The sequence below is a fragment of the Pseudomonas sp. H2_D02 genome (assembly GCF_054677635.1).
Map to the genome: position 1 here is coordinate 6274893 of NZ_CP162816.1, position 15283 is coordinate 6290175.

Annotated in this window: 6 protein-coding genes and 1 pseudogene; 1 reads left to right on the plus strand and 6 read right to left on the minus strand. The window is 60.7% G+C overall.

Features of this window, described 5'->3' with window-relative positions:
• Positions 1-32: 32 nt before the first annotated feature.
• The 6 genes and pseudogenes from AB4N42_RS28665 to AB4N42_RS28690 form a co-directional block, all read right to left on the minus strand.
• Positions 33-926, minus strand: a complete 894-nt coding sequence (locus tag AB4N42_RS28665) for a transglutaminase family protein (protein WP_030140146.1) — start codon at positions 924-926, stop codon at positions 33-35.
• The gene (locus tag AB4N42_RS28670) at positions 926-3412 is read right to left on the minus strand and encodes a circularly permuted type 2 ATP-grasp protein (protein WP_460115679.1); all 2487 of its coding nucleotides are present in this window, start codon (positions 3410-3412) and stop codon (positions 926-928) included. The genes AB4N42_RS28665 and AB4N42_RS28670 overlap by 1 nt, the downstream gene beginning before the upstream one ends.
• A gap of 225 nt (positions 3413-3637) precedes the next feature.
• Positions 3638-6931, minus strand: coding sequence for a transglutaminase family protein (locus tag AB4N42_RS28675; protein ID WP_460115681.1), 3294 nt, complete (start codon positions 6929-6931; stop codon positions 3638-3640).
• A gap of 176 nt (positions 6932-7107) precedes the next feature.
• Positions 7108-7569, minus strand: coding sequence for a hypothetical protein (locus AB4N42_RS28680; RefSeq protein WP_460115682.1), 462 nt, complete (start codon positions 7567-7569; stop codon positions 7108-7110).
• On the minus strand, positions 7566-8492 hold the full coding sequence (locus AB4N42_RS28685; protein WP_030140150.1) for a hypothetical protein: 927 nt from the start codon (positions 8490-8492) through the stop codon (positions 7566-7568). The genes AB4N42_RS28680 and AB4N42_RS28685 overlap by 4 nt, the downstream gene beginning before the upstream one ends.
• 301 nt (positions 8493-8793) lie before the next feature.
• Positions 8794-11107, minus strand: a pseudogene (locus AB4N42_RS28690) (YgiQ family radical SAM protein).
• Between the two features lie 205 nt (positions 11108-11312).
• Between AB4N42_RS28690 and AB4N42_RS28695 the strand changes: the two are divergent.
• A partial coding sequence (locus AB4N42_RS28695) for a dermonecrotic toxin domain-containing protein (RefSeq protein ID WP_460115685.1) occupies positions 11313-15283 on the plus strand: 3971 nt, incomplete at its 3' end.

The following is a 15283-nucleotide window of genomic DNA, read 5'->3' on the forward strand; positions in this document are numbered from 1 at the left end:
AGCGGGCTTGCTCGCTCCCACAATGGATCCCCTTATGACTCCAGCGGCATCACCGTCACCCGCACTTCGGGATCATGGGTACCGCCCCCCAGGATTACCCCGCGCAACGGTGACACGTCGGAAAAATCCCGGCCCCAGGCCAGGGTGATGTGTTCCAGGGCCGGCTGCACATTGTTGGTCGGGTCGAAGTCCACCCAGCCCAGCACCGGGCAGAACACCGACACCCAGGCGTGCGAAGCATCGGCGCCTATCAGGCGGGCCTGGCCGGGCGGTGGCTGGGTCAGCAGATAGCCGCTGACGTAACGCGCCGCCAATCCGCGGGATCGCACACAAGCCAGCATCAGGTGGGCGAAGTCCTGGCAGACGCCGCGGCGTCGCTCCAGCACTTCCACCAACGGCGTCGCGACCTGGGTGGCCTCGGCGTCGAAGGTGAACTCTTCGAAAATCTTCTCCATCAATGCCTGGACCCCGACCATCAGCGGTCGTCCCGCCGGAAAACAGCTTTCCGAGAACTCCACGAAGCTGCGCTTGAGGTGCACATAGGGCGATTCGAAACGGTAGCGACAGGCGTCCAGTAACCGCGCCGTCAGCGGTCGACCGCTATAGGTCAACGCGTCACGGGTCGAATCCCAGGCCGGCGACAGATTGAAATCCAGTTCAGGGCGCGCGAGCACCTCGACGCTCAGGCGGGCATTGACCAGCAGTTCATCGTGAGGCCGCTCGAAGGCCAGGCGGGTCAAAGGATTGCCGAACACGTCCTGCTCATCCCGACGGGTCGTCGGCTCCGGACTGATCAGCAACTGCTGTTCGGTGCAACGCTGCCAATCACAGGCCCGTGGCCACAGATGGGCCAGTTGCTGCGCCAGGGACACCGGGCTGTCGTAGTGGTAATGGGTGTCGTGGAGTATCTGGTAACGAGCATTCATCAGACGGACACCGTGCGTTGGCTGACGTCATCGACGTGGGCAAAATGGCGCAAGGCCAGGCGATCGGACACCTGGCCGCTGACATCGGCCACTTCCTGCAACAGCTCGGCCAGCCCGTCGAGTGCCGCGCGCAGGCTGGCTTCGCCGAACAACGGGTTTTCCAGGCAGCGCAGGTCGAAGCGCGACAGGCGCGTCACCAACTCCGGCAACGCGGTATCCCTGGGCGCGCCAAAATCATCGTTCAAGCGCTTGAGGGTGCGTGCCACCAGTTTCAATTGGAAGAGCACCGCATGGGGGTTCTGTTCGTCCAGCAACAACAGGTCGAGCACGGGGATCAACTGCGCCACCGCCAGGTAGCGCGAGCGGTAGGTGATGCTGCTGTTGCCCAACTCCAGCAGCCACTCCAGCCCGGCCTGATCGAACACCGCTTCGCCCCGCAAGAACGCCGCCAGGCTGGCGCTGAGAAACTGCAGGCGCTCCAGGCGCCGGCCGATCATCAGGAAGCGCCAGCCCTCGTCGCGGGTCATGTCGTCCAGGGCGAACCCGGATAACGCCGCCAGGGACATCACCAAGCGATTGAGGAAATCCAGCAACTCACCGAAATCCGGTTCACTGGTTTCCAGTTCCACGGCTTCGCGCTGCAGCTCCACCAGCGCCTGCCAGTTTTCCCGCGACAGCTTGCCGCGAACCTGCGAAGCCGCCCACTGCAAGCGCTGCAGGTTGGAACGCAGGCTGAAAGACCAGTCATCGCCGAGCATGGCCGCCATCAGGCGTTCGGGCAGCTCGCCCTCTTCGGGCAACAGCATCAGGCTTTCGCCCAGGGAGACCGCCGATTGCAGCGCCTGTGGGTCATCACCGTCGACATACCGCGCCAGCATGATCCGCAGGAGGCGAGCGCTGTCGTCGCAGCGCTCGCAATAACGACCGAACCAGAACAGGTTCTCGACGACTCGCGACGGCAGGTACGGATCGCGGCGCACCAGATCATGAACGCCGACGGTGCGCTGGGCCTTCCATTGCTCGCCGCCGGGCGCTTGCTCGCCGAGCACCCATGTGTCCTTGCTGGCACCGCCGCGCTGCATCGACACCACCTCGGCATCGGCCTCGGCAGCCACGCGGGTCAGGCCACCGCGCAGCACGCGATAATCGTTTTTCCCGGACACGGCGTACACGCGCATGCCGATGGCCCGGGGCTGGATCAAGCCATCCTCGGCCTGCCACACCGGCGCCTGGGAAAGCTGCGCCAGCTCCTGGGCGACATAGGCATAAGGCCGCGCCTGCATACGTGCCGCCAACTGAGCGCGCTGGTTCTCGTCCAGGTCTCGGCCGAACACCGGTGTGAAGCTTTGGGAAGGAAACGCCGGCTTGATCAACAGCTGAGGTAGTTTCTCCAGGGCCTGGGCCAGCACTGGCGGTTCACCGCACCACCAGGTCGCGATGGAAGGCAGCATCAGTTCTTCGCCGAACAGATACTGGTTGATCTTCGGCAAGAACCCCAAGAGCCCTGGCGATTCCAGCACACCGCTGCCCAGGGCATTGGCCACCAGCACCCGGCCCTGGCGCACCGCTTCCAACAACCCGGGCACGCCCAGGGCCGAATCGGTGCGCAACTCCAGCGGGTCGCAGAAGTCATCGTCGAGCCGGCGCATGATCGCGTGGACCCGACGTAACCCGCTGAGGGTCTTGAGGTAGACCGTGGCGTCCCGGACGGTCAGGTCACCGCCCTCCACCAATGGGTAGCCGAGCTGGCGCGCCAGGTACAGATGCTCGAAATAGCTCTCGTTGAAACGCCCGGGCGTCAGCAGCACCACCAGCGGCGGCTCGCCGTCACTGGGTGCCTGCCGTGCCAGCGTCTCTTGCAAGGTCCGGAAGAAACCGGACAGGTGCTGCACCTTCAGGTCGCGATAAAGATCGGGAAACGCCCGGGACACGATCGTCCGGTTTTCCAAGGCATAACCGGCCCCGGAAGGCGCTTGGGTCCGATCCGCAGTCACCCACCAGCGACCATCGGGCGTGCGCGCCAGGTCCACGGCATACAGGTGCAGAAAGTCGCCATCCGGCGGCGTGATGCCTTGGCAAGGCCAGAGGAAATTGTTGTGGCCGAATACCAGCTCCGCCGGCAGCAGCCCTTCGCTGATCAGCCGCTGCGGCCCGTACAGGTCGGCCAGTACCGCATTGAGCAGACGCGCGCGCTGGGCGATGCCGGCCGACAGCAGCTTCCATTCCTGGGCATCGATGACGTGGGGCAGCAGATCCAGCTCCCAGGGCCGATCGGCGCCCTTCGGGTCCGCATAGACGTTGTAGGTGACGCCGTTTTCCTGGATCTGCCGGGCCAGCAATGCCTGGCGCTGGAGCAGTTGTGCCGGCGTACTGCGCTGCAATTGGTCGAACAGCCGCCGCCAGTGCGCACGCAACGCACCGCTGTCGTCCAGCAATTCGTGATAGGTGCCCGTCGTCAGCGGGTAACGGTCAAGCAGGTCAGGCATGGAAAGCTCGGCAGGACGGCAATGATAGGTGAGACTAGCGCAAGCGTATGACGCCCGGATAGGTGTGTTTGTGTTGGATCCAGCCTGGGTTTGCACGCTGCAATCCTTGTGGCGAGGGAGCTTGCTCCCGCTGGGGCGGTCCGACGTCTCGGGCGCAGCAGCCCCCGAGATCTTACGGTCGCTGCGCAACCGAGCGGGAGCAAGCTCCCTCGCCACAAGGTCCAGCTAGCTTTTTGAGGTCCCGTGAAAGCGCCGCAGATCGAGCGTGAAGGGGAATTCGTTATCTGTTGCCAGATCGGGGATCGGAAGTTTCCCCGGCGTGTGTCCAATACGGAAGAATCGCGCCATCCGCCGACTCTCAGCTTCGTTGGCGTTCACCGGCAGGCTGTCATAGTTGCGCCCGCCGGGATGCGCCACGTGGTATTGGCAACCGCCCAGCGAGCGTTGCGTCCAAGTGTCGAGCACGTCAAAGACCAGCGGCGCGTGGACCGGGATGGTCGGCTGCAAGCAGTTGAACGGTTGCCAGGCGCGGAAACGTACCCCGGCGACGAACTCGCCTACGCGACCGGTTGGCTGCAATGGCACCGGCACGCCATTGCAGGTCAACAGATAACGTTGTGGTGCCAACCCCGTGAGCTTGATCTGCAAGCGCTCCAGGGATGAGTCCACATAACGCACCGTGCCGCCCGCCGAGCCCTCTTCGCCCAACACATGCCAAGGCTCCAGCGCCTGGCGCAGCTGCAGCTCGATACCGTTGACCGCATAATCGCCGACCTTGGGGAAGCGGAACTCCAGGTGCGCGGCAAACCAGTCGGCGCGCAGCGGATAACCCGCGACATTGAGTTCCTCGATGACCTCGGCGAAATCCTGTTCGATGAAGTGCGGCAGCAGGAAACGATCATGCAGCTCGGTGCCCCAGCGCGCCAGCTTGGCCGGCGCATAGGGCTCACGCCAGAACCGCGCCACCAGCGCCCGCAACAGCAATTGCTGGGTCAGGCTCATGCGGGCGTGGGGCGGCATTTCGAAAGCGCGCAGCTCCAGCAAGCCGAGACGCCCAGTGGCGCCGTCCGGAGAATAGAGCTTGTCGATGCAGAACTCGGCGCGGTGGGTGTTGCCGGTCACATCGATCAACAGGTTGCGCAGCAGCCGATCGACCAACCACGGCGGGCATTCCTCGCCGGGCTGGGGCATTTGCGCGAAGGCGATTTCCAGTTCGTACAACGCGTCATTGCGCGCCTCGTCCACCCGCGGAGCCTGGGACGTCGGGCCGATGAACAACCCGGAAAACAGGTAGGACAACGACGGATGGTTATGCCAGTAGCTGATCAGGCTGCGCAGCAAGTCCGGACGTCGCAGGAACGGTGAGTCAGCCGGTGTCGCGCCACCCAGTACGAAATGGTTACCGCCACCGGTACCGGTGTGCCGGCCATCGATCAGAAATTTCTCGGTGGTCAGTCGGTTCAGTCGTGCTTGCTCGTAAAGAAACTCTGTGCGCTCGACCAACTCATCCCAGCTCGCCGAAGGCTGCACGTTGACCTCGATGACACCCGGGTCCGGCGTGATGCGGAAGTTGCTCAGGCGCGGGTCGCTCGGCGGCTCGTAGCCCTCCAACAGGACAGGGCAATCCAGCTCATGCGCGGTCGCTTCGATGGCGCTGACCAGTTCCAGGTAATCCTCGACCCGTTCCAGCGGCGGCATGAACAGGTACAGCCGCCCTTCCCTGGCCTCGGCGCAGAAGGCGGTGCGGGTCAGCCAATCGGCCGATTCGTCGATCTTCGGCACGCGCTCCTGTTCCAGTGCCGGCTCGCCGTGACGGTTCAGTTGCTCGGTACCGGGCAACTCGGGCAAGTCCTGGTTCGGGTCGGTGGGATGGATGAACGGATATTCGGCCGCCGTCACCCAGGGCTGGGACGCCAGTGGCAAGCGGTAGCCCAAGGGCGAATCCCCCGGTACCAGCCGGCAATGATCGTCGCGCAAGTACCAGCGCCCGCTTTGCCATTGGTCGCCCTTGGCGGTTCGGGCCAGCGGCAGGACCTGGCCGATCACTTTACCCAGCCCCTGGCTGAAGACCTTGCGCAACCGCACACGCTCCAACGGGTCTTCCAACCGGGAATCCTCGGCCGTCACGTTCGAAGGCAACGTGCCTTCGCGCCAGAGATAATGGAAATTGTCTTCGTAGGCGGGAAACACAAACCGCGTAGGAATGTTCAAGCGTTCAGCGACACTTGCCAGAAAACGACCCGCCAACTCGCCATCGGCGCCGCAGTCCTTCTGCTCGTCGGCAATCAATGCGCTGTCATGCCAGATCGGCACTCCGTCGCGCCGCCAATAGCAGTTGAGCGACCAGCGCGGCAATTGCTCGCCGGGGTACCACTTGCCCTGGCCGAAATGCACCAGCCCTTGCGGCGCGTAATGCTCGCGCATGCGCTGGAACAGCTCGGCGGAAAGGCGGCGCTTGTCCGGCCCGAGGGCAGCGGTGTTCCACTCGGCGCCGTCCGGGTCGTCGATGGACACGAAAGTCGGTTCACCGCCCATGGTCAGGCGCACGTCACCGTCCTGCAGGTCGGCATCGATCTGCCGGCCCAACGCCTGGATCGCCAACCATTGTTCTTCGGTGTAGGGCTTGGTGACCCGCGGCGCTTCCCAAATCCGCTCGACGGACATTTCGTGGCTGAACTGACACTCGCACGGCTCCACCAAGCCACTGATCGGCGCCGCCGAGGACGGATCAGGACTACACGCCAAGGGAATATGCCCTTCGCCCGCGAACAACCCGGACGTGGCATCGAGGCCGATCCAACCGGCGCCGGGCAGGTAGACCTCGCACCAGGCATGCAGGTCAGTAAAGTCCACTTCCGTACCAGACGGGCCGTCGAGGCTTTTCACATCAGCGGTCAACTGGATCAAGTAACCCGAGACAAACCGCGCCGCCAGGCCCAAGTGACGCAACAGCTGCACCAGCAACCAGGCCGAGTCACGGCATGAACCGGACGCGTGCTCCAACGTATGTTCTGGCGTCTGCACGCCGGGTTCCATGCGGATCAGGTAGTTGATGTCTTCGCTCAGGCGCTGGTTGAGCGCCACCAGAAAATCCACCGCCGGCAGCGGCGTGCGGTCGATGCCGTCCAGGTAAGCCTTGAACTTCGGCGTCAGCGGAAGCTTTTCCAGGTAGGGCATCAGCTCGTGTTTTTCGTCAGCCGCGTAGGTGAACGGGATTTTCTCGGCGTAGGGCTCGAGGAAAAAATCGAACGGATTGAACACCGCCATCTCGGCGACCAGATCGACCTCGACCCGCAGCTCATTGGTTTTTTCCGGGAACACCAGCCGCGCCAGGTAATTGCCCTGGGGATCCTGTTGCCAATTGATGAAATGCTGATCGGGCGAGACTTTCAGGGCATAGGAAAGAATACGCGTGCGGCTGTGGGCCGCCGGGCGCAGGCGAACGATCTGCGGACCGAGTTCGACAGCGCGCTCGTAGCGATAGTGTGTGACATGGTGCAAAGCGACATGAATCGACACGGCGTGCCTCCTGCGGAGCCTGGGCGTTATCGAAAGCGGCGCAAGACTTATGCCATGCAGGCAGGCCGGACACTTTCAACGTCTACTCAGGGCAGTAGAGCACTAAAACCGCGCGATGCCTGTACTGATCTGCAAAGGCCGCACATAAATGCGGCGCGGGGCGGTAGCGAATCGACTCAGCGGCGCGGGCGCGAGGCCTTGGCGGACTGGAGGATGCGTTCGCGTTGGTGGCGGATTTCGATGAGTTTGCTGCGCATTTCCCGGTGGCGTTTGCTGTTGAGCAGCAGGAGTCCCAGTAGCGGCAACAGCACCGCAAACACGTACACACCTTGATGCGGCCCATAAGCAAACGTCGGCAACACCGCCGCCAGACAGGCGAGGAAATAACCCGCCACCCACCAGATCGCCCAGGCGCGTCCGCGTGCGATCATGAGATTGCCCAGGATCAGGACACTCACCAGAGCCAACGTGCCGAGCCCAACATAGTTGCTCCTGACGGAAGGCTCCAAGGCACGCCAATAAGTGCCTCCGGACAAAACCAGCAGCGCAGATCCGGAAAAGCAGCCCAGAAAGATCGTCCCCATGAACACCGGAAAATAACGGGCGAGGAACTGCTTCAATGATCCGCCGCCGATCATTCCGTGAACTCCTCATACAACCCGACGGCAACAGTCTTCACAGCACCATCGCCGGTATAGCTGCCAATGATCCCCAAAGCGCCGCCGAGAGAATCCTTTATTTGAGTCAGCGTGGCGTGCCTGATTTCAGCGGAGGAGTAACGCTTGGGCAAGGCGCCCGCTCGTTGCTGCAGTTTGAGCAGCTTGGCGGTAAGACTCGGATCTTTCAGGGTCAACAATTCCTTGGTCAGTTTGCTGCGCTCCTGACGACTCAGGCCCTTGAGCAACTGATACCAACTCTTCCCGGTACCGGCTGCTTTGCTGGCCTTCAGCAGCCGAACAGTCGTAAGCGCCGAGCCACCGACGCCCACAAGGGAAACACCGTCGAGAATGGGGCTTACGATGTTGTACCAATCGGCGTCGTTCATTTCATCGTTGCCAGTAGGATTGGTTAACTCATTCGCCACCCGCATCCCGCCTATGACGCATTGCGCAGTGCTGGCCGTCGCCGCAGCGGCGCCCAGGGCAACGACAAAGGCACTGGCTCCAGCCGTAAAGGGCACAGCGACGCTTCCGCTGAATACCACCACCCAACCGATGACAGCGGCGACGCAGGACAAACCGGCATTCATCGACTCAGTCCCGAGTTTTGACTCACGCGGACTGCTTTTTACCTGATCGATGAATTGCTGCGGGGCGATGTATTTCTTGGCCTCGCGCAAAATGATTCGCTTGGGCGCGATGCTGCAAATCGGCTTGAATTCGCGCAGCGTCACCACGTTGTACTCGGAATCGATGTACACCACGCCCGCACCGGCGATGTTGGGGTCGGCATCGATGGCTGCGAACAGACGCGGCAAGTTGACTTGGCTTTCGATGCGTTTGCGGGCCATGAACTGGGAAAAGCTCAGGTCCATGCCAATGCCCGTTGAAGCGCTGCTCATATGAATCGTCCTTGAGAATCGGAAAGTGGGGCTTTATCCACACTGAACACCCGTGGCGAGGGAGCTTGCTCCCGCTCGGCGGCGAAGCCGTCGTAAACCGGCCGGCACGGTCTGCCTGGGAACATTGCATGGGATTGTTTGGGGCCGCTTCGCAGCCCAGCGGGAGCAAGCTCCCTCGCCACAAAAGCGATGCATCCGCCGTCACGCCGTTGGCGGTCGCCACGATAACAAACAGCCAGCACGCCCGCTAGAAAGCAAAACGCCAGCACTAAGGCTGGCGTTTTGCGAGGTGGCGGGGTGATCAGCGCGGTACGACAGGCTTGCGCGCCGGCTTCGGTCCCTTGCCCTTGGCCGCGTCCTTGCGCTCCTTGGCGGCCTTCTGGTTGCGGGCGAACGCGGCGGCCTTGGCTTGCTCGCGCTTGTCCCAGGCATTGCCGCCGTCGCTGGCACGTGGGGGCAGGCCGGTGTGCTGGGTCAGGATCTTGGTAGTTTCCTTGGCCACTTTATGGCTGCCAGCCGGCGTCGAGTTCTTGCGACGGGCGCTCTGGTAGCTGTCGGTGGCCGGCTGGTGCAACGGAATCAACTGGTGCTTGCCCGGCCCGATCAGGTCAGCGCGACCCATGCGGGTCAGTGCTTCGCGCAGCATCGGCCAGCCTTTCGGGTCGTGATAACGCAGGAACGCCTTGTGCAGGCGGCGCTGTTCTTCACTCTTGACGATGGTCACCGCGTCGCTCTTGTAGGTGACCTTGCGCAGCGGGTTCTTGCCCGAGTGGTACATGGCGGTGGCCGTGGCCATCGGCGACGGATAGAACGCCTGCACCTGGTCGGCCCGGAAGCCGTTGCCCTTGAGCCACAGCGCCAGGTTCATCATGTCTTCGTCAGTGGTACCCGGGTGAGCCGCGATGAAGTATGGAATCAGGTACTGCTCTTTCCCGGCTTCCTTGGTGTACTTCTCGAACATGCGCTTGAACTTGTCATAGCTGCCGATGCCCGGCTTCATCATCTGGTTGAGCGGACCTTCCTCGGTGTGCTCCGGGGCGATCTTCAGGTAACCACCGACGTGGTGGGTCACCAGTTCCTTGACGTATTCCGGCGACTCGACCGCCAGGTCGTAACGCAGGCCGGAGGCGATCAGGATCTTCTTCACCCCAGGCAAGGCCCGGGCGCTGCGGTACAGCTGGATCAGCGACGAATGGTCGGTGTTCAGGTTCGGGCAGATGCCAGGGAACACGCAGGATGGCTTGCGGCACGCGGATTCGATTTCCGGGCTCTTGCAGGCGATGCGGTACATGTTCGCGGTCGGCCCGCCAAGGTCGGAAATCACCCCGGTGAAGCCAGGGACCTTGTCGCGGATCTCTTCGATCTCGCGAATGATGGACTCTTCGGAACGGTTCTGGATGATCCGGCCTTCGTGCTCGGTGATCGAGCAGAACGTGCAGCCACCGAAGCAGCCGCGCATGATGTTCACCGAGAAACGAATCATCTCGTAGGCCGGGATCTTCTCCTTGCCGTAGGCCGGATGAGGAACACGTGCGTAAGGCATGCCAAACACGTAGTCCATTTCTTCAGTGGTCATCGGAATGGGCGGCGGGTTGAACCAGACATCGACTTCGCCGTGCTTCTGCACCAGCGCACGGGCGTTACCCGGGTTGGTCTCCAGGTGCAGCACGCGGTTGGCGTGGGCATAGAGCACCGCATCGCCACGGACCTTTTCCACCGACGGCAGGCGGATCACGGTCTTGTCGCGGGTCATCTTCGGGCTTGCCAGGATCTGCACGACCTTGGCTTCGCTCGGGTCTTCTGCACTTGAGAAAGTCGACCCCTTTTTCCTGCTCGATGGCGCAGGCTTGCGTGTCCTGGGTATTCACGTACGGGTTGATGATCTTGTCGATCTTGCCCGGACGGTCGATACGCGTGGAATCGACTTCGTACCAGCCTTGCGGTGTGTCACGACGGATGAACGCGGTGCCGCGCACGTCGGTGATGTCTTCGATCTTGTGGCCATAGGACAGGCGCTGGGCGACTTCGACAATCGCTCGCTCGGCGTTGCCGTAGAGCAGGATATCGGCGCAGGCGTCGATCAGGATCGAGTTGCGCACCCGGTCCTGCCAGTAATCGTAGTGGGCGATGCGGCGCAGGGACGCTTCGATGCCGCCGAGCACGATCGGCACGTGCTTGTAGGCTTCCTTGCAGCGTTGGCTGTAGACCAGGCTCGCGCGGTCCGGCCGCTTGCCCGCCAGGCCACCGGGGGTGTAGGCGTCATCGGAGCGGATTTTCTTGTCGGCGGTGTAGCGGTTGATCATCGAGTCCATGTTGCCGGCCGCGACGCCGAAAAACAGGTTGGGCTCGCCGAGCTTCATGAAATCGTCTTTGGACTGCCAGTTCGGCTGGGCAATGATCCCGACACGGAAGCCTTGGGCTTCCAGCAGACGGCCAATGATCGCCATACCGAACGACGGGTGATCGACGTAGGCATCACCGGTCACGATGATGATGTCGCACGAATCCCAGCCGAGCTGATCCATCTCCTCCCTGCTCATCGGCAGGAACGGCGCCGGGCCGAAACATTCGGCCCAGTACTTGGGATAGTCAAATAACGGCTTGGCTGCTTGCATGTCGATGACCGGTATAAAGGATGAAAAATCGCGGGCGCGGAATATAGCACAAAAAACAACCAATTCCGACCACAGCGGTCGGCTTTTGCATCACCCCGCCCGAGTACCCTATTTGCAGAGGGCGCAGGCATTACATAGTTACCGCTCGTCGAAATGACTATCGGAATAACTTGGATAGACCAATCACACCGTCAGTGGTCTTCCAATGAGTACAAAAGGTTCCCAGGCGCAAGAAACACTTTCTTCAGCGCCATCTATCCATCCACATGAGGCTTTCATCAAGACACAACTTCCTCCCTGGATCAAAAAAGCAACACCGGCAATGCTCGAGGCGTTGCGACAACATCTGGTCAGCAGCAATCAGTCCAGACACGACATCAAAGAACTCCTCGACGAACTGAAAAGCCCCGAAGCCTTCGCCCGCCCCCTGGTACGTGACGCGATCCGTAAAAATTTTTCCGGGCTAGTGAAGGATGAGAACGCCCTTCTTGTGCGCGAGTGGAAAAGCAGTCACCTGCTGGGCCTGATCAAAACCCACGACAAAACCACCGAACAGACGTTGCTGGAAGCTGCCCTGCAGAACTTCGAAGCCTCGGAAACAGAGGTCGGTGGGATGGAGCAAGGCACGGGTATCTATAACGTCCCCCAAACCGGGAGGACCTTGACGTCCGTTTCCCCAGCCCGATTCGCCGCCGTTTGTCGTCAACTGGACGTCGGCGGCCAGTACCTCACGCACCTCAACGAAGTACTTCAACCAACAACCCAACCAGGCGCCAAGCGCACCGCGGCACAAGTCCTTGAGATTCTCCATCGGCATGAACGCAATTGTTTCGGGGTCGCCCTGCTCTGCGCTCATATTCGGAGCGAGCTGGCACCCGCGATTTACCTGCAATTCCGTAGCCTGCAACGCGAGGTCTTTCATCCGGATTTGCTATGCAGTCATCTGACCATCAAGGACGTCGTGATCCCTACTGTTCTGGTGATCCAGCAAAAGCAGCCCGATAAAAAGATCATTCTCTATACGCCGAACGACCCGGTCTTGCCGTTTCGTAGCCATGAAACCATGGACGATCTGCACCACAGCCTCGCCGAGCGTTTGAGCACGCCCGCCTATGCGGAATTTTTCAGTTGCCTCGTGCCCCTGGAGCACAGGGGTACGCTCTTGACCGTGCAGCCTGCTCGAACCTACTTTCTCCAAGCCGAGATACGCATGCACACCGAGCGCGCCACGCTGAACGAACCCGTTGCCGTCGCCGCAATCCAGGGAAATATATACCAGGCCATGGCCGTGCAACGGATCGCACAGATCCAGAACGATGCCCGTGTCCTCGCCACCCCCACGGCCGATGTCGATATTCTCAGCCAGCAAAAACGCCTTCAACGGTACGCCGACCTAGGCAAGTCCGTGCTGTTTTTTGCGGCATCGTTCGTCCCCGTCATCGGAGAAGTATTGCTGGTGGTTGCCGCCGTACAGCTGACCGAAACGATCTATGACGGATTCGCCGCCTGGAGCCGGGGCGACAGCGACCAGGCCTTGAATGACTTATTGGACGTTGTGGATAACGCGGCTTTGGCCGTGGCGACCGCAGGAGCCCTCAAGGGCGCTGGCTTCACGGCAAAACTGGTGAAAGTCCACGTACGCAACAAGGGGTGGCGCCTCTGGCACTCGGACCTTGGCGCGTACCGTGACCCCATAATCCTGCCCGAAGAGCTCCCCGCCAACGCCGAAGGCATCTATCTACATGAACAACGGCATTATCTGAAGCTCGACGACGGTGTCCATGCCATACAACGCGACCCGCAAGACCAGCAGTGGCGATTGCTTCATCCAATGGATTCAAAGGCCTACTCTCCTCCTTTGCTGCGCAATGGCGTTGGCGGCTGGCGTCACTCGCATGAGGCGCCCAAGCATTGGGACGAGTTCAAGCTGATCAAGCGATTAGGGCCGGACGCCGCCAACATCAAGCCAGCAGCGGCTGAACACATCCTGCTGCTCAGCGGAGTCGACAACACGACGCTGCGCCAAGCCCACGAGGACGCGGTACGCCCCCCGGCACTGCTGCGCGATACGGTCAAACGATTCAATCTCGATCAGGAGATCAGCGATTTCTCTTTCGACCGCGCCACAGGTGCGAGCGTCACCCCCTACAGTCCATTCCTTCAGTTTCACGCGGTGAGTTCACTGCCAAAATGGCCGCAAAACCGCACCCTGTCAGTGGTTGACCAACAGCAACGCGTCTTGCTTAGCCATGGGAGCGGGCCCGCTGAAACCCGAATACCGGACTCGCGATTCCGCAAAGGAGAGTTGTTGCATGCCTTGGAGGAGCTAATGTCGCAGCAGGAATTCAACGCACTCCTGCAGCCTCCCTATATTCACGACTTCAGTAAAGTCGAAAACCTGGCAGTGACGCTCCGTAACCAAGTGCAGGCGAATAGGCAACGGCTGTTCACTTGGCTGACCGAACTCAGCGACAAAACCAAGGATCCGATTCAACAGGACATTCGCAATGCCATGCCAACATTGTCGAGAAGCCATTTGGAAGAAATGGCCGCTGTCCTGAGTCCGGAACAACGACTGCGATTATCGATGGAAAAAAGCCTGACGTCCCAACAACGCTGGGAGGCTGATCGATACATTGAAGACCTTCGAATCAATCGAGCAGGTGAGAACATCTATCTGGACTCGGTGAACGATAATGAAGGGCTACCGCTTGTCCTGGACACCTTGGACCAGCTACCTGGCTGGCCATCCTGGCGACGAATAGACGTACGCGACCAGAGCCTCAACGGTCCGTTGCTCGGCAGCAATGGCAGCGAATCCGCAGGCCCCCACTATCTGCTGACCCGCCATAACGGCTTGTATACCCCCCACGACGCTGCGGGCAAACCGCTTCATTTACCCAGTGATTTATTCCATGCCCTTGAGCATGTTCTTTCGGACACAGAGCTCAGTGCCGTCCTCAGCCGATCAAGCGCAACCACCCTCAAACAGGCAATTCGCCAGGCAAACGTGAAATTAATGGCCGCACGCCCATACGCCGTTCGAGCAAAAGGCTCAGGCGTACGGGCGCCTGACGTGACAATGCAGCCCCTGGATCCGCTTTTCGCAACACCAACGCCACCTGCCGGACTGACATTGCGCAGCGATGGACTTTATCAGTCATCCCCTTTCCCGGGCGGCTTCGATCGCTATTACATCCAAGACAAAGGTCGTTACTTTCAAGTCAGGATGGATAGCCTGGGTATGCAACTGATCGATGCCCGCAGTCCTTTCAGAGCCTACAGGCCCTATATCAAAAAAGACCCCGCAGGTGGCTGGAGCCTCGATACCACCAAAGGCAGGATTCTCGGAGGGATGCCCTCCCCACCACTGACTTCCGTAGACACGGAATCCAGCGACGGATTCGAGTCGGCCGACTCTTCCACGGGTTACGAAACAGCAGACGACAACCTACTGCCAATCCCGTATTCAGCAGAAGAACTCAGCCACATGCGCTCCGTGAAGTCCTACCAATACAGCCAGAACTATCTGCGTATTTATAACCGCGCCAATAATGGCCGGTATCCAATCAGAGACACAGACGGCCAGCCAATGCGCATCAGGCGCCTACAAAGCCTCGGCACATCGCCCACCTCCGGCAAGACCTTCAGCAAAGACGTGGTCTTGCCATACATTCAATGGGAAGGTTATGAAAAAGTGGCGCGGTTGTATGAAGAGAAACTTGAAATCGTAACTTTCACCGCAGCCCATCAGAAATTCCCGGAGGAAGTCGCACTGATCGGCCAATCGGCCGTGGTGAATAAACGGCGGATAGGAAAAGGGGAAATCATCGGTATCTATGGTGGGGAGCTGGTTCCCATCCATGTCGCCTCGCATCGCCAGGATCCCTATTTGAACGATATCGCCCCGATAGAGCAGTCCAGCTCAAGTGGCGCAACCGTGCCCCGGCCTGTCAGAAGCAACGTGGTGCTTTCAGGCGACAATATCCTTTCTCGGATGAATACCATTTTCGAATACGAAGAGGGCACTCCGGTGAGACAAGCGGCCGCTGGCTATAACATCGAGTCGGCTTTTTTCAATGCCTATACCCAAAAAGGCAGCCAACCACAGGAATGCATAAAGCTAACGGCGTTCTTCGCAACCGAAGACATCCCGGCAAATACTGAGTTGCGTTG

Bases quoted from the DNA above. Each gene is read 5' to 3' on its own strand.
- AB4N42_RS28665 (WP_030140146.1), bottom strand. From the start codon at position 926: ATGAATGCTCGTTACCAGATACTCCACGACACCCATTACCACTACGAC.
- AB4N42_RS28670 (WP_460115679.1), bottom strand. From the start codon at position 3,412: ATGCCTGACCTGCTTGACCGTTACCCGCTGACGACGGGCACCTATCAC.
- AB4N42_RS28680 (WP_460115682.1), bottom strand. From the start codon at position 7,569: ATGATCGGCGGCGGATCATTGAAGCAGTTCCTCGCCCGTTATTTTCCG.
- AB4N42_RS28685 (WP_030140150.1), bottom strand. From the start codon at position 8,492: ATGAGCAGCGCTTCAACGGGCATTGGCATGGACCTGAGCTTTTCCCAG.